The organism is Nocardia fodinahabitans (assembly GCF_052983615.1).
Genome location: NZ_JBRJJC010000001.1, coordinates 5,982,672 through 6,002,798 on the forward strand (window position 1 = coordinate 5,982,672; position 20,127 = coordinate 6,002,798).

General features: G+C 69.9%; 16 protein-coding genes. 15 read left to right on the top strand and 1 reads right to left on the bottom strand.

Annotated elements, in window-relative coordinates; genetic code table 11:
* Nucleotides 1-33 precede the first annotated feature (33 nt).
* From murD to ftsZ, 6 genes are all read left to right on the top strand, one after another.
* Entirely contained in the window at nucleotides 34-1,470 is a 1,437-nt protein-coding gene (gene murD, locus NV348_RS28135) for a UDP-N-acetylmuramoyl-L-alanine--D-glutamate ligase (protein WP_447151165.1), read from the top strand.
* Nucleotides 1,467-2,960, top strand: coding sequence for a putative lipid II flippase FtsW (ftsW, locus tag NV348_RS28140; protein ID WP_447149551.1), 1,494 nt, complete (start codon nucleotides 1,467-1,469; stop codon nucleotides 2,958-2,960). The genes murD and ftsW overlap by 4 nt, the downstream gene beginning before the upstream one ends.
* Complete coding sequence (murG, locus tag NV348_RS28145; protein WP_447149552.1) at nucleotides 2,957-4,072, top strand: undecaprenyldiphospho-muramoylpentapeptide beta-N-acetylglucosaminyltransferase; 1,116 nt, start codon at nucleotides 2,957-2,959, stop codon at nucleotides 4,070-4,072. Before ftsW ends, murG begins: the two co-directional genes overlap by 4 nt.
* A 125-nt stretch (nucleotides 4,073-4,197) precedes the next feature.
* A complete protein-coding gene (gene murC, locus NV348_RS28150) occupies nucleotides 4,198-5,640 on the top strand; it encodes a UDP-N-acetylmuramate--L-alanine ligase (protein WP_447151166.1) in 1,443 nt (480 codons plus the stop codon).
* An 8-nt stretch (nucleotides 5,641-5,648) separates the two neighbouring features.
* Nucleotides 5,649-6,326 carry a cell division protein FtsQ/DivIB gene (locus NV348_RS28155; protein ID WP_447151167.1) on the top strand — a complete coding sequence of 226 codons (678 nt, stop codon included), beginning with the start codon at nucleotides 5,649-5,651 and terminating at the stop codon, nucleotides 6,324-6,326.
* Nucleotides 6,327-6,486: 160 nt separating this feature from the next.
* Nucleotides 6,487-7,740 (top strand): cell division protein FtsZ, encoded by a 1,254-nt coding sequence (ftsZ, locus tag NV348_RS28160; protein WP_218716000.1) that lies wholly within the window; start codon nucleotides 6,487-6,489, stop codon nucleotides 7,738-7,740.
* A 61-nt stretch (nucleotides 7,741-7,801) separates the two neighbouring features.
* On the opposite strand, the gene NV348_RS28165 is transcribed toward ftsZ, so the two are convergent.
* Nucleotides 7,802-8,347 carry an LppU/SCO3897 family protein gene (locus NV348_RS28165; protein WP_447149553.1) on the bottom strand — a complete coding sequence of 182 codons (546 nt, stop codon included), beginning with the start codon at nucleotides 8,345-8,347 and terminating at the stop codon, nucleotides 7,802-7,804.
* Nucleotides 8,348-8,510: 163 nt separating this feature from the next.
* Between NV348_RS28165 and NV348_RS28170 the strand changes: the two genes are divergently transcribed.
* From NV348_RS28170 to NV348_RS28210, 9 genes are all read left to right on the top strand, one after another.
* A complete protein-coding gene (locus NV348_RS28170; RefSeq protein WP_447149554.1) occupies nucleotides 8,511-11,771 on the top strand; it encodes an AAA family ATPase in 3,261 nt (1,086 codons plus the stop codon).
* 164 nt (nucleotides 11,772-11,935) lie between these two features.
* Nucleotides 11,936-12,667, top strand: a complete 732-nt coding sequence (gene pgeF, locus NV348_RS28175) for a peptidoglycan editing factor PgeF (protein WP_447149555.1) — start codon at nucleotides 11,936-11,938, stop codon at nucleotides 12,665-12,667.
* Between the two features lie 43 nt (nucleotides 12,668-12,710).
* Complete coding sequence (locus NV348_RS28180; protein ID WP_447149556.1) at nucleotides 12,711-13,445, top strand: YggS family pyridoxal phosphate-dependent enzyme; 735 nt, start codon at nucleotides 12,711-12,713, stop codon at nucleotides 13,443-13,445.
* 107 nt (nucleotides 13,446-13,552) lie between these two features.
* Nucleotides 13,553-14,308: a cell division protein SepF gene (locus NV348_RS28185; RefSeq protein ID WP_447149557.1), complete on the top strand. Its 756-nt coding sequence runs from the start codon at nucleotides 13,553-13,555 to the stop codon at nucleotides 14,306-14,308.
* An 89-nt stretch (nucleotides 14,309-14,397) separates the two neighbouring features.
* Complete coding sequence (locus tag NV348_RS28190; protein ID WP_019046242.1) at nucleotides 14,398-14,700, top strand: YggT family protein; 303 nt, start codon at nucleotides 14,398-14,400, stop codon at nucleotides 14,698-14,700.
* Between the two features lie 60 nt (nucleotides 14,701-14,760).
* Nucleotides 14,761-15,621, top strand: coding sequence for a DivIVA-like cell division protein Wag31 (gene wag31 / locus NV348_RS28195; RefSeq protein WP_447149558.1), 861 nt, complete (start codon nucleotides 14,761-14,763; stop codon nucleotides 15,619-15,621).
* Nucleotides 15,622-15,704: 83 nt separating this feature from the next.
* A complete protein-coding gene (locus NV348_RS28200; RefSeq protein ID WP_316573332.1) occupies nucleotides 15,705-15,905 on the top strand; it encodes a hypothetical protein in 201 nt (66 codons plus the stop codon).
* A 276-nt stretch (nucleotides 15,906-16,181) separates the two neighbouring features.
* Complete coding sequence (ileS, locus tag NV348_RS28205; protein WP_447149559.1) at nucleotides 16,182-19,313, top strand: isoleucine--tRNA ligase; 3,132 nt, start codon at nucleotides 16,182-16,184, stop codon at nucleotides 19,311-19,313.
* A 304-nt stretch (nucleotides 19,314-19,617) separates the two neighbouring features.
* Nucleotides 19,618-20,127 carry an NlpC/P60 family protein gene (locus NV348_RS28210; RefSeq protein ID WP_447149560.1) on the top strand — a complete coding sequence of 170 codons (510 nt, stop codon included), beginning with the start codon at nucleotides 19,618-19,620 and terminating at the stop codon, nucleotides 20,125-20,127.

The window sequence follows — 20,127 nt, forward strand, 5'->3', positions numbered from 1 at the left end:
CACTCTCCCCGCGCCCTCCGCTCCCCGGGCCCCATGCTCGAATTCCTGCGTGGCCGTGACGTTCTCGTCGCGGGCTGGGGCGTCTCCGGGCGCTCACTGATCGAACCGCTGCGCGATATCGGCGCGCACCCGGTGGTCACCGACAGCGGCGCCAAGGCGCTGGCCGAGGCCGCCGAACTGGGTCTCGAGGTCGCTACCAGCGTCGAGCTGGAGAACGCCGATCTGAGCCGGTTCGCGCTGGTCATCACCAGCCCGGGCTGGCGGCCGGATTCGCCGGTGCTGGTCTCCGCCGTCACCGAGGGCATCCCGGTCTGGGGTGACGTCGAGTTCGCCTGGTGGGTCGACCAGGCCCGGATCTACGGTCCGGTCCGCAAGTGGCTGGTCATCACCGGCACCAACGGCAAGACCACCACCACCCAGATGACGCACTCGATCCTGCGCGCCGCCGGCATCGCCAGCGTGGCCTGCGGCAATATCGGCCTGCCGATCCTGGACGCGCTGCGCCGTAATCCCGGCCCGCAGGTCCTCGCCGTCGAGCTGTCCTCGTTCCAGCTGCACTGGGCGCCCTCGGTGCGCCCGGAGGCCGGCGTCGTGCTCAATGTCGCCGAGGATCACCTGGATTGGCACGGCGGCCTCGACGCCTATGCCGCCGCCAAGGCCCGCGCGTTGACCGGCCGGGTCGGCGTCGTCGGCCTCGACGATCCGGTGGCGGGCTCGCTGGCCCGCAAGGCCAAGGCCCGGCGCACCGTCGGCTTCCGGATCGGCGTGCCCGCCGACGGTGAACTCGGCGTGGTCGACGGCAAGCTGCTCGACCGCGCGTTCACCAAGGCCGCGATCCTCGCCGAGACCTCCGACATCAGCCCGCAGGGCCCGGCAGGCATCGCCGATGCGCTCGCCGCCTCCGCGCTGACCAGGGCGATCGACGTGGCGCCGCAGTTCGTGAAGGAAGGCCTCGCCGAGCACAAGGTGGGCCCGCACCGCACCGCGTTCGTCCGTGAACTGGGCGGGGTCGACTTCATCGACGACTCCAAGGCCACCAACCCGCACGCCGCGCGCGCCGCGATCCTGGCGCACCCGCACGTGGTCTGGGTGGCGGGCGGTCTGCTCAAGGGCGCGAGCGTCGACGACCTCATCGAGGAAGTGGGCGACCGGCTGGTCGGCGCGGTCCTGTTCGGTGCCGACGCGCCGGTGATCGCCGCCGCATTGGCGCGACACGCACCCGAGGTCCCGGTCATCGAGCTGGATGCGCGAGACGATGCAGACATGGAGTCGTCGAGATCCCAGCGTGCCGAAGCGGTCATGGGCCGCGCGGTCCGCGCCGCGGCGGGTCTGGCCCGCGCCGGAGACACCGTGTTGCTCGCCCCCGCGGCCGCCTCCCTGGACATGTACGACGACTACACCCACCGCGGACGCTGCTTCGTGGACGCGGTGACGGCACTGGAAGACGGTGACATCGGGCGGGCGCTATGACAAAGACGCGCCCGGCTGAACCGTCAGCGCCCGGAGGAGGCAACGTGCGTAACCACGTGGGGCGCCGGGGCAGACGGAACGCGGCACAGCCGGGATGGGCGGGGGAGCGCTTCGGCGCCTGGTTGGCCCGTCCGCTCGCGTCCTTCCATCTGATCGTCACCATCGCGACCCTGCTGACCGTGCTCGGTCTGGTCATGGTGCTCTCGGCGTCGAGCGTCGAGGCCTACGCCGGTGGCGGTTCGGCGTACGCGCTGTTCATCCAGCAGGCCATGTTCGCCGCGCTCGGCGCCGTCGCCTTCTATATCGCGCTACGGCTGCCGTTGCGGCTGCTGCGGCAGTGGTCGTTCCCGATCTTCAGCATCTCGGTGCTCGCGCTGGTGCTGGTGCTGATCCCCGGCATCGGCTCCATCCACGGTGGCGCGCGGCGCTGGTTCGACATCGGCCCGCTGTCGATCCAGCCGTCCGAGGTCGTCAAGGTGACGCTGGTGGTGTGGGGCGCGCATCTGCTGGCCTCGCGCCGCGGCGCCCAGCTCAAGGACATCCTGGTGCCGCTGGTGCCGGCCGGTCTGCTGGTGTGTCTGCTGGTGGTGCTGGAACCGAACCTGTCGACCACGATCGCGCTCGGCATCGTGCTGATGGCGCTGCTGTGGTTCGGCGGGCTGCCGGTGCGGCTGTTCGTCGGGATCATGGTCACCGGTGTGGTCGCGGCGTCGGTGCTGGCGCTGTCGGCCGGCTATCGCTCCGACCGGGTGCGCGCGTTCTTCAACCCCGGTGACGACCCGCAGGGCGTCAACTATCAGGCGCGCCAGGCCAAGTACTCCCTCGCCGACGGCGGCATCTGGGGTCGCGGCCTCGGCCAGAGCCGGGCGAAGTGGAGCTACCTGCCCAACTCGCACAACGACTTCATCTTCGCCATCATCGGCGAGGAGCTCGGCTTCCTCGGCTGCATGCTCGTGCTGGCCCTGTTCGCGCTGTTCGTCTACGCGGGCATCCGGATCGCGCTGCGCTCGGTCGACCCGTTCCTGCGGCTGCTCACCGCGACCGCCACCACCTGGATCACCGCGCAGGCGCTGATCAACATCGGCTACGTCGTCGGCTTGCTGCCGGTGACCGGTCTACAGCTGCCGCTGGTGTCGGCCGGTGGGTCCTCGCTGGCCATCACGCTGTTCATGTTCGGCATCATCGCCAGCGCCGCCCGGCACGAACCGGAGGCGGTCTCGGCGTTGCAGGCCGGGCAGGACGGTCGGGTGAGCCGGATGCTGCGACTGCCGGTGCCCGAGGTGTACACGCCGTTCAAGGCCGACGCCCCGCGCCGGTCCGCCTCGAAAGCCAGGGCCGAGCGGCCTCGTCCGGCCGCGCGCCGTGAGAGCCCGGCCCCCCGTCGCCGACGCGCCCCGCAGAGCCGCGGCACCAGTTCGCTACGGTCGACCCGAGCATGGGAACCGACCTATCCGATGCCACACGCGAAAGAACGAGGTAGATCCAAGTGAGTCACCCGCGTCCCGGGTTGTCGGTGATCGTCGCAGGCGGAGGCACCGCAGGCCATATCGAACCCGCGCTCGCCGTCGCCGACGCCCTGCGCGCGCTCGACGCGTCGATCCGGGTGACCGCGCTGGGCACCGAACGCGGACTGGAGACGAAGCTCGTTCCCGAACGCGGCTACCCGCTCGAGCTGATCCCACCGGTCCCGTTGCCGCGCAAGCCCTCCGCCGACCTGCTGCGCCTGCCCGGCCGGGTGCGCGCCTCGGTGAAGGCGACCAGGGCCGTCATCGACGAGGTACAGGCCGACGTCATCATCGGCTTCGGCGGCTATGTCGCCCTGCCCGCCTACCTCGCCGCGCGTGGCGGCCTGTTCGGCCGCAAGCGCGCCGTGCCGGTGGTCGTGCACGAGGCCAACGCCAAGGCAGGCATCGCCAACAAGGTGGGTGCCAAGATCGCGGCGAAGGTGCTTGCCGCCGTGCCCGATTCGGGCCTGGCGAACGCCCAGGTCGTCGGCATCCCGGTGCGCGCCTCCATCACCGGTCTCGACCGCGCGGCCCTGCGCGCCGAGGCTCGCGCCCACTTCGGCCTGCCCGCCGATGGCCCGGTGCTGCTGGTGTTCGGTGGTTCGCAGGGGGCGCGCAGCCTCAACGAGGCCGTCGCCGGCGCCGCGCCGCAGCTGGCGGCCGCGGGCATCTCGGTGCTGCACGCGCACGGCCCGAAGAACAGCGTCGAGGTGAGCACCGCCGACGCGGCCGCGCCGTATGTCGCCGTGCCGTACCTGTCCCGGATGGACCTGGCCTACGCCGCCGCCGACGCGGTGGTCTGCCGCTCCGGCGCGATGACCGTCGCCGAGGTGTCGGCGGTCGGGCTGCCCGCCTTCTATGTGCCGCTGCCGCACGGCAACGGCGAGCAGGAATTCAACGCCAGGCCGGTGGTCGCCCAGGGCGGTGGCAGAATTGTCGCCGACGCCGACCTGACCCCGAAATACGTGATCGATGAGGTGATTCCGCTGCTGCTCGACCCCGCTCGACTCGCCGAGATGAGCCGCGCCGCCGCAGGCGCCGGCCATCGCGACGCTGCCGACACGGTGGCCAGGATTGTCACCGAGGTCGCCCGATGAGCGGTCAGCGGCCGGAGGCGGCAGCGGAGCGTGACCACGCAGGCCGCCCGATCATCGACAGTGGACGCAGCTCGAGCGGCGAGGACATCGCGACGGCGCTGCCGCCCGAACTCGAACGGGTGCACATGGTCGGGATCGGCGGTGCGGGCATGTCCGGCATCGCCCGGATCCTGCTCGCCCGTGGCGGCGCGGTCTCCGGCTCGGATGCCCGCGAGAGCCGCGGCGTGCTGTCGCTGCGGGCGCGCGGCGCGCAGGTCCGCATCGGCCACGACGCCGACGCGCTCGACCTGCTGCCCGGCGGCCCGACGGTCGTCGTCACCACCTATGCCGCGATCCCGAAGACCAATCCGGAACTGGTCGAGGCGAATCGGCGCCACATCCCGGTGCTGCTGCGCCCGACCGTGCTCGCCGCGCTGATGCGCGGGCACAAGACCCTGCTGGTCTCGGGCACGCACGGCAAGACCTCGACCACCTCGATGCTGATCGTCTCGCTGCAGCACTGCGGCGCCGATCCGTCGTTCGCGGTCGGCGGCGAGCTCAACGAGGCGGGCACCAACGCCCACCACGGCAGCGGTGACATCTTCGTCGCCGAGGCCGACGAGTCCGACGGCTCACTGCTGCAATACGACCCGGACGTCGCCGTGGTCACCAATATCGAATCCGATCACCTCGATTTCTTCGGCACCGACGAGGCCTACATCCAGGTGTTCGACGACTTCGCCGACCGGCTCGCCCCCGGCGGCCTGCTGGTGGTGTGCCTGGACGACCCGGGCTCGCTGGCGCTGGCACATCGCGTCGCCCCGCGCCTGCGCGAGCGCGGCGTCGAGATCCTCGGCTACGGCTCCGGTGATCTGTCCGGCGCTCCGGTGCCGGTCGGTGCGCGCCTGATCGACTGGCAGCCGCGCGATATCGGCGGCATCGTCGAATTCGAGCTGGCGGGGGAGAGCACGCCGCGCACGGTGCGGCTGTCGGTACCGGGCAGGCACATGGCGCTCAACGCGCTCGCCGCGCTGCTCGCCGCCAGGTCCACCGGCGCCGATATCGACGAGATCGTGCAGGGCCTGGAGGGGTTCGGTGGCGTGCACCGCCGGTTCCAGTTCACCGGCCGGGAGAACGGCGTTCGCGTCTTCGACGACTACGCCCACCATCCCACCGAGGTGCGCGCCGTGCTCGAGGCCGCGGCCCAGTTGGTCGCCCAGGAGGCGAGCGACGGCGCGCGGACCCGGCGTGGCCGGGTGATCGTGGTGTTCCAGCCGCATCTGTACAGCCGCACCGCCACCTTCGCCACCGAGTTCGGCACCGCGCTGAGTCTGGCCGACGAGGTCGTCGTGCTCGACGTCTACGGCGCTCGCGAGGAGCCGCTGCCCGGTGTCAACGGCGCGCTGGTGGCGCAGGCGGTGACGAGCCCGGTGCATTACCAGCCGGACATGTCGAAGGTGGGCAGGCAGGTCGCCGCGCTCGCGCAGCCCGGCGACGTCGTGATCACCATGGGCGCCGGCGATGTCACCATGCTCGGCAGCCAGATCCTCGACGGTTTGCGCGCCCGGCCGCAACAGGGCGGCCGGTGAGATTGCCGATGCCCGCCGCGCGCGGGTGGCGCGGCTACCGGCTCTGGACGGTGGTCGGCGTCCTCGTGCTGACGGTGCTCGTCGTGCTCGCGTGGTTCACCCCGGTGTTGTCGGTGCGTACCGTGCGGATCGACGGCTTGGCCGCGGTTTCCGAGGAGGAGGTCCGGGGACTGCTCGAAATCCCGGACGGCCGTTCGATGTTGCGCATCGATACCACCGCGATCGCCCAGCGCGTCGCCGCGATCCCCAAGGTGCGCTCGGTCCGGGTGCAGCGCAAGTTCCCCTCCACCGTGCTGGTGAGCGTGGTGGAACGAACGCCGGTGCTGTACATCGAATCACCGGACGGCGCGCACCTGATCGACGCCGAGAGCGTCGAATTCGCGATCGAGCCGGCGCCGCCGATCGGGGTGCCCAAGCTGCTCACCGAGGGGGCCTTCACCGGGCCCGCGGCGGCCAGGGCAGCGGTCGATGTGCTGGTCACGCTGCCACCCGCGCTGTCGGTGCAGGTGGGTGAGGTTGTCGCACGGTCGATTTCGGACGTCTCCTTGAACCTACGTGACGGTAGGAAGGTAGTGTGGGGCGGCACGGGCGACGGCGAGCGCAAAGCTGCCGTCGTGTTGCCGCTGCTGACCCGTGAGGGGACCGTGTTCGACGTGTCGAGTCCGAATCTGGTCACGGTAAAGTGAGCGACACTCTTTGTGGCACAAGATTCTGGCTCTCGTCTCGGCGCGCCTGCGCCGGGATCGCAGTGGCTGCGAATAGCGTTCCGCAGCAGTCGGATACTTGACATAACGCCAACCCTATGGTTGAGGTTGAGGGTTTAAGATCGAAGGAAGGCGAGAGCCCATGACGCCCCCGCACAACTACCTTGCAGTGATCAAGGTCGTCGGTATCGGCGGCGGCGGCGTGAACGCCGTCAACCGAATGATCGAACAGGGACTCAAGGGAGTCGAGTTCATCGCGGTCAATACCGACGCCCAAGCCCTGCTGATGAGCGATGCCGACGTCAAACTCGATGTCGGCCGCGAGCTGACTCGCGGCCTCGGCGCCGGTGCCGATCCGGAAGTCGGCCGCAAGGCCGCCGAAGACCACAAGGACGAGATCGAAGAGGTGCTCAAGGGCGCCGACATGGTCTTCGTCACCGCGGGCGAGGGCGGTGGCACCGGTACCGGTGGCGCCCCCGTCGTCGCCAGCATCGCCCGCAAGCTGGGCGCGCTGACCATAGGTGTCGTGACCCGGCCGTTCTCTTTCGAGGGCAAGCGGCGTGGGAACCAGGCCGAGGTGGGGATCAACCTGCTTCGCGAGTCGTGCGACACCCTCATCGTCATTCCGAACGACCGGCTGCTGCAGCTGGGCGACGCGGCGGTGAGCCTGATGGACGCGTTCCGCTCCGCCGACGAGGTGCTCCTCAACGGTGTCCAGGGCATCACCGACCTGATCACCACCCCGGGTCTGATCAACGTCGACTTCGCCGACGTCAAGTCCGTCATGTCCGGCGCCGGTTCGGCGCTCATGGGCATCGGCTCGGCGCGCGGTGAGGGCCGGTCGGTGAAGGCCGCGGAGACGGCGATCAACTCGCCGCTGCTCGAGGCGTCGATGGACGGCGCGCACGGCGTGCTGCTCTCGATTGCCGGCGGCTCCGATCTCGGTCTGTTCGAGATCAACGAGGCGGCCTCGCTGGTGCAGGAGGCGGCCCACATCGAGGCCAACATCATCTTCGGTACGGTCATCGACGATTCGCTGGGCGACGAGGTGCGCGTCACCGTCATCGCGGCGGGCTTCGACGGTGGCGGCCCGTCCCGGCGGGCGGTGCCCGAATCGCACAGCACCCGGGTCGGGTCCAACCCGATCGGCGCCGGGCGCGCGGGCGAGGTCGGTCAGGCGCGCAGCGAGGCACCGGTCCGCGCGACCGAGCCCGCCACCAGCGGGGTGTCGAGCGGGCGGACCAGCGCGCCGAGCTACCGCGATACCGAGCGGTACCGGGAGTCGGAGCGTCAGCGGGTCACCGAGCAGGCCATGAACCGCGTCAACAACCCCGACCAGGGCGACGACGGCGACGATGACGACGACATCGAAGTGCCGATCTTCATGCGTCGATAGGCAACACAACGAGAAGCGCCCGGACTCCGCGGAGTCCGGGCGCTTTTTCGTTTTCCGGGGGTCAGCCCTTGGCGCTGCCCAGGCAGAACGTGGTCTTCGGATCGTTGACCACCAGCACCGAGTCGGCGTCCTCGCCGCACAGCTGCTCGTCGACCTGGCCGTCGATGCGCGAGACGACCTTGAAGTCGGCCTCGGTGGCGGTGCACGGCACGAACTTGTAGCCGGTCATCATGCCCTCGTTGTAGCAGCTGCCTTCTTTGAAGTTCGGGGCGAGACACAGGAACGCGAGGGTGCCGCCGCTGCCGAAGGTCTCCTCGTAGGAGGTGTAATCCTCGTGGCACTCGACCTTCTGGTCGTGCACCTGCACGACCTTGTAGACGGCGGTCTCGGCCGAGCAGGGGACGGGCTCGGTCTTGGAGTCGATCATCGACGCCGAGATCACGTTGATGCAGTCACCGACCTTCGAACGGGCGGTGTCGGACTTGCCCGCGTCCTTGGCCACCTCGGTGACCTTGTCCACGGCCGAGCAGCCTGCGGCACCGAGTGCCGTGACCGCCAGCAGTGCGAGCGTGAACCGCGAAACCATTCCCTTGCCGGTGAACGTCATGCGAACCTTCTTTCTGAAGAACCTCACCGCGGACCCTTCGGCGGTGATCGGCCTCGCCCACCCAACCCCACGCCCGATCGCGGAGCATCCGGGAAACCACGGCATTTCGCCCGTCGGTGGCCCGGGTTAGGCTCACCCCGGACAAACCGGGTAGGAGAGGGTGGTGGCGGTGATCGAACGCGCCTTCGTCGGCCGCGCCGCCGAACTCGCCATCCTGACCTCCACCTTCACCGGTCCCGACGCCCCCTGGCTGCTGCTGGTGGAGGGCCCCGCCGGAATCGGCAAGTCCCGCTTGATCACCCACTTCGCCCAGACCGCACCGTGCCGGGTGTTCTCGGTCACCGGTGCCGAGGACGCTCGCACCCAACCGCGCTATCTCGCCGACGATCTCGCCGAACAACTCGGCGACCTCGCGCCCCGCGCGGCGGTCGTCGCACCTGGCACCCGATCCGCCACCGAAGCCGATGTGTCCTCGGCGGACGTAGTCGCCGACACGGCGCTCGCCCGGGGGATGCGGCGTGCGCTCGGCACGGTCGAGACCTTGCTGGTCGTCGACGATGCGCAGTGGGCCGACGCGGAATCGGTTCGGCTGCTGGCCTTCCTGATCCGCAATCGGCCGGTCGGTGGATTCCGGCTGCTCCTAGCCTTCCGCGACGGCGGCTGTCCGCCGTCGCTCACCCGGTTGCTGCGGGTGCCGCTGGTCCGCTCGGCCGCTGTCCGGGTACCGCCGTTCACCGGCGTCGATGTCGACGGTCTGCTCCCGGCGGAGGACCCCCGTCGCCGCGCCCGGTTGCTCGACGCGTCCCAGGGCAATCCGCTGTATCTGTCCCTGCTGGCCGACCTGCCCGACCGGGAACTGGACCGTGCGCTGCGCGGGGAGAACCCGGATCCCACCTCGACCGACTACGCGGCCGTGGACCGGACGATCCGTGCCGAACTCGCCCAGCTGCCCGAGCTCGAACGCTCGGTCGCGCAGGCCGCTGCTGTGTGTGGCGCCCCGCCCGACCTCGAACTGCTGTCCGCGACAGCGGATCTACCCGCGGTGACGGTGGCCGACGCGCTCGACGGGCTGGTCGCCCGTGGCGTCGTCCGCACGATCGATGGCGCGGTGACCTTCGTCCACCCGCTGATCCGCACGGCCGCCTATCGGCTGGCCGGGCAGGGCTGGCTGGCGCTGGCCCACCGCCGTGCCGCGCTGGCCCTGCGTGCCCGTGCCGCGCCGATGACCGCGCGAGCCACGCAGCTCGAGCACGCCCTGCTCGGCCGCGACGAGCTCGCGGGCACCGAACTGCGGCTGGCCGCCGACCAGGTCCTCGCCGACGCACCGGCCTCGGCCGCGCGTTGGCTCGCGCTCGCCCACCGGATCGCCCCCTCGGTCACCGATCCACTCGCCGACGCGGTGGCACTCGGCCGGGCATTGCTGCTCGCGGGTGCGGGCGAGCGCGCGGCGGAAGCACTCGAGCCGGCGGCCGCCGAGCCGGGCCCGCATCAGCTGGAAGCGCTGCTGCTCGCGGCGCGATGCGCCCGCATGTGTGGCCGGGTCGATCAGGCCAGGACCCTGCTCGCCGCCGCCGCGACGTTGCCCCGGCGCGTCGGTGACGGTCCGGTCCAGCTGGAACTGGCCATCCTGGAATTGCAGGACCACCAGGACGTCGAGGGGCACGCCCGCCTCAACGCCCTGTTCGGTTCCGCCGAGATCGCGGATCCGGCAGTGCGCGCCGCGGCGACGGCATTGCGCTGCCTCGGTTTCGTCGCCGACGGTCAGATCCGGACCGCGGCCGAGCTCTACCCCGGCTGCCACCAGGCCTTCGAGAACCTCACCGACGCCGGATTCCGCGAGGTCGTCCACGCGATCCCCGCCCTGGGCTGGTGCGCCTACTTCCTCGACCACGACCGCGACGGCCTCGTCCACCTCGACCGCGCCATCCGCGTCAGCCACCGCTTCGGCCGCAGCTACGCCCTCGCCGAACTCCAGACCGTCCGCGCCTACTCCCTGGCCAAGCTCGGCCGCCTCGACGCCGCGATCGCCGCCGCCGACGCCGCGACCGACGCCGCCACCACCTTCCACCACCCCGACCTGCTCTCCTTCGCCGGCGCGGTCAAGCTTCGCACCCTCCTCCTCACCGCCCCCACCGACACGGTCACCACCCAGTGGCACACCGTCGCCGCCCTCCCACGCCCCGCCATGCGCTGGTGGCGCCAGGTCGTCGAGACCACCCTCGCCGAAACCGCCCGCTCCCTGGGCCTCCCGGTCCCGGCCGTCCAGGCTCCCGGTGCCCTGGACCTTCGAGCCTCAGCGCCCGGTCTGCCGGACCGGGATGCGCCGGCCTCCGGTCTGCCGGTCCCGGGTGTGCCGGCCTCCGGTCTGCCGGTCCAGGGTGTGCCGGCGCCCGGCCTCTCTGTGATCCCTGACGCTTCGATATCTGCCGTCCCGGCCTTCGCCACCCGCCCCGGCCCACTGCACCCGACCCACCTCGCCCGGGCCGCCCACGCCGCCATCGCCGACGGCGACCTGACGGCAGCCGCTGACCTGGTCACCCGAGCGACCACGGCGGCACGTTCGCAAACACTGGCCGCCGACACCCGCGCAACCGGTGCAGGCGATGCCGTTTCCACCGCGCCGGACCTACCGGCCGAACACGCCGATCGCAAACCGACACGGATTCTCGCCGCTCCCACCGACTCGGACACTCGCACCAGCAGTTCGAGCGACGCATCACGCCGAGCCATGCGCCTCGCCGACGAGAGTGCGGGCAGTGGGTCCCGCGCGCCGCACCCGCGAGGCGAGGCTCTGCGCCGTTCGGCCTGTGCGGCGCATCTGCCGGGTGAGGGTCTGGGTGGTTCGGCCCGCGCGGCGCACAACGCCGAGGAGGGTCTGGGCAGCCAGGTGGGTGCGGCCGCACTGGCCAGGGCCGATTATGCCGCCGCTGTCGGGGATTTCGGTACCGCGGCAGCATCCGCCGAGCAGGCGATCGCCGCGTTCGCCCGTGCCGGAATGGTGGTCAACCGAGCGCAGGCCGAACTGATCGCGGGTATCGTCGCGGGCCGCCGCGGCGACTTCGGTCGGGCGACGAGCCGATTCGCTTCGGCGCGCGCGGTTTTCGCCGCCGCGGGCGCCCAACGGCTGCTGGCCGAGACCACCACGGCTCAGCGCCGCCTGGCAGGCAGCCGCTCGCCCGGCGCCACCATCCTGACCAGGCGCGAACGGGAAGTCGCCGACCTGGCAGCGCAGGGCCACGCGAACAAGGACATCGCGGCCCACCTCTACCTGAGCCCCCGCACCGTCGAGGACCACCTCGGCCGCGTCCTGCGCAAGCTCGGCCTCACCAGCCGCGCCGGCATCGCCCGCAAGCTCGACGAGCTGGGCAGAACGAGCGCCCACTCCGGCGACGCGGCCTCGTCCGACCGCGGCCTGCCTCGCTGAGCGTGGTCGGCGCCGACTGCCTCGACGTCCTGGCTCTGGCCTGTCGCGCGGAACGTCGGCTCCGGCTCGCCGCCGCTGTCCAGTCTCCGGGCGGCAGCCGAGGTTGACCGACGTCACCGCCCACGGGCGACCGACCCCGCCCGGACGGCACTACGCTCGAAGTCATGACTTCCGCACCCACCACCGTGACCGTCCGCCGGGTGACCACCACCCGCGCCGGTGGCTTCTCCGCCGCCCCGTACGACTCGTTCAACCTGGGCGATCATGTCGGGGACGATCCGGACGCCGTGCGCCGCAACCGGGTTCGGCTGGCCGAGGGCATCGGGCTCACCCCGGACCGGCTGGTGTGGATGGAGCAGGTGCACGGGCGGAATGTGGAGATCGTCGACGGGCCGCGCGCCGAACCGGTGCCGGTGACCGACGCGCTGGTCACCACGGTGCCGAACCTCGCCCTGGTCGTGCTCACCGCCGACTGCGTGCCGATCCTGCTCTCCGACGACGAGGCGGGCGTCATCGCCGCGGTGCACGCCGGCCGTATCGGCGCCCGGATCGGGATCGTGCCCAGGGTGCTCGACGCGATGGTGTCGGTGGGCGCGCGCGTCGAGCGGATCGGCGCCTTCCTCGGCCCCGCCGCCTCCGGCCGCCAGTACGAGGTCCCGGCCGCGATGCGGGCCGACGTCGAGGCACACCTGCCCGGCAGCGCCACCACCACGGTCCGCAAAACTCCTGGTCTGGATCTGCGCGCGGGCATCAGCAGGCAGCTCACCGAGGCCGGTGTCGGCGGGATCGCGCTGGACCCGCGCTGCACCATCGAGGACAAGACCCTGTTCAGCCATCGCCGTGGTGCGCCGACCGGCCGCATCGCCGGCGTGATCTGGATGGACCCCACCGCATGAGCGGTCAGCGCCAGGAGGCGGCACCGCGTACCGGAGGTACGGTGTGACGACCGCCGATCAGGACACCGCCCGCGCCGCGGAACTCTCGGCCCGGCTCGACGGTCTGCTGGCCCGCATCGACGCCGCCGTGGCTGCGGCGGGCCGACCGGCCGGTTCGGTCCGGCTGCTGCCGGTGACGAAGTTCTTCCCCGCCGCCGATGTCGACATCCTCTACCGCCTCGGCAGGCGGGAGTTCGGCGAGTCGCGGGAGCAGGAGGCCTCGGCCAAGGTCACCGAGCTCGGCTACGACGACGTCGAATGGCACATGATCGGCCGTGTACAACGGAACAAGGCGCGCGCGGTGGCGCGCTGGGCGCACACCGTGCACTCGGTCGACAGCGAACGTCTGGCAACCGCGCTGGACCGGGCCGCGCAGGACGCCATGGCAGCCGGCGAGCGTACCGCGCCCCTGCGTGTCCTGCTCCAGGTGAGCCTGGACGACGACCCCGGGCGCGGGGGTGTCGCACCGGCCGATCTGCCCGCCCTGGCCGACCTCGTGGCGAAGGCCCCCGGCCTGCATCTGGCCGGTCTGATGGCGATTCCGCCCCTTGACGCCGCGAGTGATGCGTCGTTTGCGAATCTTGCGACTTTGCACACTTCGCTGCTGGCTCGACACGCCGATGCCACCGAACTTTCTGCAGGTATGTCGGGTGATTTGGAAGTTGCGGTCGAACACGGTTCGACGTGTGTGCGTGTCGGTACCGCCTTGATGGGCGCGCGACCGATAACCTCGGCGTAGCAAAGAAACCTCATCAGTCACATTCGACACATACGATTGGGCCGACGAGGCGCTGAGCAAGAACTTCAACACCCGGCCGCCACCGGGGCCGAAGGAAGGTCGACCAGATGAGCACGCTGCACAAGTTCAAGGCGTACTTCGGCATGGTTCCGCTCGACGAGTACGAAGACGATTACGTCGACGATCACGCCCCTCGCGGCGCCGAAGAGCGCGCGGGTCGCACTCGCCCGCGCAGCTACGACCGCTACGCCGAAGACCGATACGGCGCCGACCGTTTCGAGGACGAGGCCGACGACTACCCGCAGCCGGCCTACAAACCGGCCTACCAGGCGCGTCGTGACGATTACGTCGCCGACACCTACGCCGACGATCGTTACGAGACGCCACGTCGCCCGACCAGGATCGAGACCGCGCCGTCGTCGGGTCGCTCGTTCCGGGCCGGCGGGGTCGCACCCGGCATGCGAGGCTCCACGCGTGGAGCGCTCGCGGTCGATCCCGACGCCGAGGAGCGCAGGCTGGAGGAGCGCATGCGCCCCGAGCCTGCCGCCGCGCGGCGGCCTGGGATCTTCGAGGACGGAGGTCCCTTGTCCAAGATCACCACGCTGCGTCCCCGGGACTACAGCGAGGCCAGGATCATCGGCGAGCGTTTCCGCGAGGGCAACCCGGTCATCATGGACCTGGTCGACCTGAGCAATGCCGATGCGAAACGGCTGGTCGATTTCGCGGCCGGGCTCGCGTTCGCGTTGCGCGGTTCGTTCGACAAGGTGGCGACGAAGGTGTTCCTGCTCTCACCCGCCGATGTCGACGTATCGGCGGAAGAGCGTCGCCGAATCGCCGAAAACGGCTTCTACAACCAGAAATAGGCACCACATCCGCAACACCGTGATGGCCGCCCGCGCACTGCGCGGCGCGGCCATTTTGCACGCCGCCGATTTTGCGGCAGAGTGAAGACGTGGCCCTGTTCGCGGTTCTGTACCTGGTGCTTTTCATCTTCTGGCTGTTGCTGATCAGCCGGGTGATCGTCGAGTTCATTCGCAGTTTCGCGCGCGATTGGCGCCCGACCGGCGTGGTGGTGATCATCCTCGAGGTGATCTTCACGGTGACCGACCCGCCGGTGAAACTCCTGAGGCGGTTGATACCTCCTGTGAATCTCGGGGGTATTCGGCTCGATCTGTCGATAATGGTCCTGCTCTTCGTGGTGTTCATCCTGATGTCTATCGTGGGTAGGCTCGGGCAGCCCGTGACCTCCGTGTGACATACTGAATCGAGAAGACCGCTTGCTAGTTCTCCAAAAGACGCGTGAAGGGATCCTTCGATGCCGCTGACTCCCGCCGATGTGCATAACGTCGCGTTCAGCAAACCGCCGATCGGTAAGCGCGGCTACAACGAGGACGAGGTAGATGCCTTCCTGGATCTCGTCGAGCAGGAGCTCTCGCGCCTGATCGAGGAGAACGCCGACTTGCGTCAGCGGGTCGCCGAACTCGACACCGAGCTGGCCGACGCCAAGAAGAACCGCGCATCCGCGCCGGTCAACGCCGTGAAGGCGCCCGTCCAACAGGCTCCGCCACCGGCGCCGGAACCGATCGCGCCGCCGGTGCCACCCGCACCGCCCGCGCCGATGCCGGTCGCCGCTCCGGTGCGCGACAACTCCGGCCCGGACGCGAACATGCAGGCCGCGAAGGTGCTCACCCTGGCGCAGGAGATGGCCGACCGCCTCACCACCGACGCCAAGACCGAGGCCGAGGGGCTGCTCTCGAACGCGCGGGCAAACTCCGAGCGACTGGTCGGTGACGCCCGCACCCGCTCGGAAGCGATGATCGCCGACGCGCGCCAGAAGTCCGACGCGATGCTGACCGACGCGCAGAACCGCTCCGACACCCAGATCCGCCAGGCCAAGGACAAGGCCGAGGCGCTGACCGCCGACGCCGAGCGCCAGCACGCCGAGATCATGGCCACCATCACCCAGCAGCGCACGGTGCTGGAAAGCCGCATCGAGCAGCTGAAGACCTTCGAGCGCGAGTACCGCGTGCGGCTGAAGTCGTACCTGGAGTCGCAGCTGGAGGAGCTGGAGAACCGCGGCTCGGCTGTTCCGGTCGACGGTGGCGAGTTCGCCGGCGAAACCAACGGTTCGGCCAACAGTCTGGCTCCCGCCTCCTTCGCCAAGGGCGGCAAGTAAACTGGACCCGGGTCACACGGCGCGCCGTGTGACCCGGGAAACGCCCAGCTTTCGTCGGGCTGCTCGGGTTCTTGGGAGTCAGCATGCTCGTCTTGACGCTCGTCCTCGCGGCTATCGGTTTCGGTCTGCTCGTCGCGGCGCTCGCCACCGGTTCGGTGTTGTGGGCGTGGGGGTGCATTCTGATCTGTATCGTCGGCGCCGCCACGCTGCTCGTGAGTGCGCTGGCCACCCGAAAACCCGAGAACGACCCGGTCCCACCCGGACGACACGCCCGGCGGGACTGACGGCGCGAAATATCCGCTGGACGGTCCCGGTTAGAATCGAACTACACACGGCACTGATCCGGCCATCACCGGGGAGCCTTCGGAAGAACGGCGCTCGCGCTCAGTAGAACCGAACGGGTGAGCCCGTCACAGCTCACACAACGAGAGGCCCGCGCCGCTCCTTCGGGACGGAACGGGCAAACGGGGTGGTACCGCGGTACGGCGCACCGGCGCCGGCATCGTCCCCGTGCCCAGGATTCGCGCCGACGGCGCGGCGGCACGAGGAGCAGATCCGCGATGGCGGACGAGACAACCACCGGTGCGTACCCCCGGGTCGACTTCGGCGCCGGTTCCGGCGCGTCGTTCCCGGAACTCGAACAGCAGGTACTCGACTACTGGGCGCGCGACGACACCTTCCGCGCCAGTCTGGCCAACCGCGACGGCGACGCCGAGTTCGTGTTCTACGACGGCCCGCCCTTCGCCAACGGCCTGCCGCACTACGGCCACCTGCTCACCGGCTACGTCAAGGACCTGATCCCGCGCTTCCAGACCATGCGCGGCAAGAAGGTCGACCGCCGCTTCGGCTGGGACACCCACGGCCTGCCCGCCGAGATCGAAGCCGAGAAGCAGCTCGGCATCACCGACAAGTCGCAGATCGACGAGATGGGGCTGGCCGAGTTCAACGCCGCCTGCAAGTCCTCGGTGCTGCGCTACACCGGCGAGTGGCGCGATTACGTGACCCGCCAGGCCCGCTGGGTCGACTTCGACAACGACTACAAGACTCTCGATCTCGACTTCATGGAGTCGGTGATGTGGGCGTTCAAGTCGCTCTACGACAAGGGCCTGATCTACCAGGGCTTCCGCGTGCTGCCCTACAGCTGGTACGAGCAGACGCCGCTGTCGAACCAGGAGACCCGCCTCGACGACGCGTACAAGATGCGGCAGGACCCGGCGGTCACCGTCGACATGCAGCTGGTCGTCCCGGCCGAGCATCCCTTCGCGGCGCTCGACGGTGCCAACGCGCTGATCTGGACCACCACGCCGTGGACCCTGCCGTCCAACCTGGCGATCGCGGTGCACCCCGACGTGCGCTACGTGCATGTGCGCGGCGCCGACGACAAGCGCTATGTGCTTGCCGCCGAACGGGTCTCGCACTACGCCCGCGAGCTCGGCGACGAGCCGGAAGTGCTCGGCGAGTACGACGGCGCCGCCCTGGCCGGCCTGTCCTACCGCCCGCCGTTCGATTTCTTCCTCGGCCACCCGAACGCGCACCGCGTGCTCGAGGCCGACTACGTCACCACCGACTCCGGCACCGGCGTCGTCCACCTCGCGCCGGCTTTCGGTGAGGAGGACATGGACGTCGCCACGGCGAACGGGATCGAGATCGTCCAGCCGCTGGACCCGGCGGGCAAGTTCACCTCGATGGTGCCGCCGTACGAGGGCCTGATGGTCTTCGACGCCAACCCGGTGATCATCAAGGATCTCAAGGCCGCCGGAAAGCTGTTGCGGCACGAGACGATCGAGCACTCCTACCCGCACAGCTGGCGTTCCGGCCAGCCGCTGATCTACATGGCCGTGCCGTCCTGGTTCGTCGCGGTCACCAAGTTCCGCGACCGGATGGTCGAGCTGAACCAGCGGATCAGCTGGGTGCCCGAGCACATCCGTGACGGCCAGTTCGGCAAGTGGCTCGAAGGCGCGCGCGACTGGAACATCAGCCGTAACCGCTACTGGGGCAGCCCGATCCCGGTGTGGGTCTCCGACGATCCGGCCTACCCGCGCCTGGACGTCTACGGCTCGCTCGACGAGCTGGCGGCCGACTTCGGCGTGCGCCCGGCCGACCTGCACCGTCCCTACATCGACGAGCTGACCCGGCCGAATCCCGATGATCCGACCGGCAAGTCGACCATGCGCCGGGTCTCGGAGGTGCTCGACTGCTGGTTCGAGTCGGGCTCGATGCCGTTCGCCCAGGTGCACTACCCGTTCGAGAACAAGGAGTGGTTCGACAGTCACTTCCCCGGCGATTTCATCGTCGAGTACAACGGGCAGACCCGCGGCTGGTTCTACACGCTGCACGTGCTCGCGACCGCGCTGTTCGACTCGCCCGCGTTCAAAACCGTTGCCGCGCATGGCATCGTGCTGGGCGACGACGGCCTGAAGATGTCGAAGTCGAAGGGCAACTACCCCGACGTCAACGAGGTCTTCGACCGCGACGGTTCCGACGCGATGCGCTGGTTCCTGATGAGTTCGCCGATCCTGCGGGGCGGCAACCTCATCGTCACCGAGCGCGGCATCCGCGAGGGCGTCAGCCACGCGCTGCGCCCGCTGTGGAACGCGTGGACCTTCCTGCAGCTCTACGCCTCGAAGCCCGGTGTGTGGCGCACGGATTCGCCGCACGTGCTGGACCGGTACATCCTGGCCAAACTCGCGGTAACCCGGGACGTGATCACCGAGGCGCTCGAGACCTACGACATCGCCGGTGCCACCGACGAGTTGCGCTCGTTCGCCGACGCGCTCACCAATTGGTATGTGCGCCGGTCGCGTTCGCGGTTCTGGTCCGAGGATCGCGACGCGGTGGACACGCTGCACACGGTGCTCGAGGTGGTCACCCGCCTCGCCGCGCCGCTGCTGCCGCTGATCAGCGAGGTCATCTGGCGTGGGCTCACCGGTGAGCGCTCGGTGCACCTGGCCGACTGGCCCGCCGAGACCGAGCTGCCGCACGATCCCGAGCTCGTCGCCGCGATGGACGAGGTGCGGGTGGTCTGCTCCACCGTGCTCAGCCTGCGCAAGGCGCAGAACCTGCGGGTGCGGCTGCCGCTGGCGGAGGTCACCATCGCCGCGGCCGACGCGGAACGGCTCACGCCGTTCACCGAGCTGATCGCCGACGAGGTCAACGTCAAGAAGGTCGACCTGACCACCGACGTCGACGCGCACGGCCGCTTCGAGCTGGTCGTGAACGCGCGCGCCGCCGGCCCGCGGCTGGGCAAAGAGGTCCAGACGGTGATCAAGGCGGTCAAGGCGGGGGAGTGGAGCGAATCCGCCGAGGGTGTCGTCACTGCCGCCGGGATCACCCTGCTGCCCGAGGAGTACACCCAGCGCCTGGTGGCCGCCGAACCCGAGTCCACCGCCGCCCTGCCCGGCAATGCCGGCCTGGTGGTGCTGAACTCGGTGGTCACCGAGGAACTGGAGGCCGAGGGCTGGGCCCGTGACCTCATCCGCGATCTGCAGGAGACCCGCAAGGCGCAGGGCCTCGAGGTGTCGGACCGGATCACCGTCATCCTGGAGGTCCCGGCCGAGCGGCTGGCCTGGGCGCAGACCCATCGCGAGCTGATCGCCGGTGAAGTCCTCGCCACCACGCTCGATTTCGGTGTGACGGTCGCCGAGGCCGCCGAACTCACCGGTGGCGTGAAGGCCCAGGTCCGCAAGGCTTGACCGGCGACAACGACGGGGCGGGACCGACTTTCGGTCCCGCCCCGTTCGTGTGCGCCGGCTCCGCCGATCGTAACGATGCTGGAAAGTTGCTGAAACGCGTGACAGCGGTCGGAACTTCCCGCACAATCGAAGTGTTACTGCTGATGCGCATGGAACCGCTGAGGCGACAGTAGCTGTGTGTTACGTCTGATCTCGTCCGAACACGGGTAGCTCGCCGGGTACGCCCGACACCGGGACCTCGGCCCGGCGAGTTTCCCGCCACGCTCTTACGTCAGGTAGGAATCGCGGGGAGGCGGAACAGCATATGCGGCGAAAAGTCCTGCGACGGTTGGCCTTCGGGTTCGTCGCCACCACCATCATCACCCTCGTCCTCGCCGGGCCCGCCTGGTCACAGACCGGGAGCGCGTCGGGCTCGGGCGGCTCCTCGTCCGGCAGCTCCAGTGGCTCCGGCGCGATCCCGTTACCCAGCGCGACCGGGATCGGCGCACTCACCGCCGCCGCCACCCAGATCGGCAAACCCTACGAGTGGGGCGCCATGGGACCCCACGCGTGGGACTGCTCGGCGCTGGTGCAGTGGGCCTTCCGCCAGGTCGGCGTCGACCTGCCGCGCACCACCTGGGAGCAGGCGAAGGTCGGCATGCCGGTGACCTTCCGCGGGCTCGCGCCCGGTGATGTCGTCATCCTCAACGGCGACGGCTCGCACGTCGGCATCTACGCGGGGCTGGGCCAGATCCTCGACGCCCACGACTGGGGCGTTCCGGTCGGGCTGCATCCCCTGCGGGAATTCGACATCTTCACGATCCGGCGCTTCTGA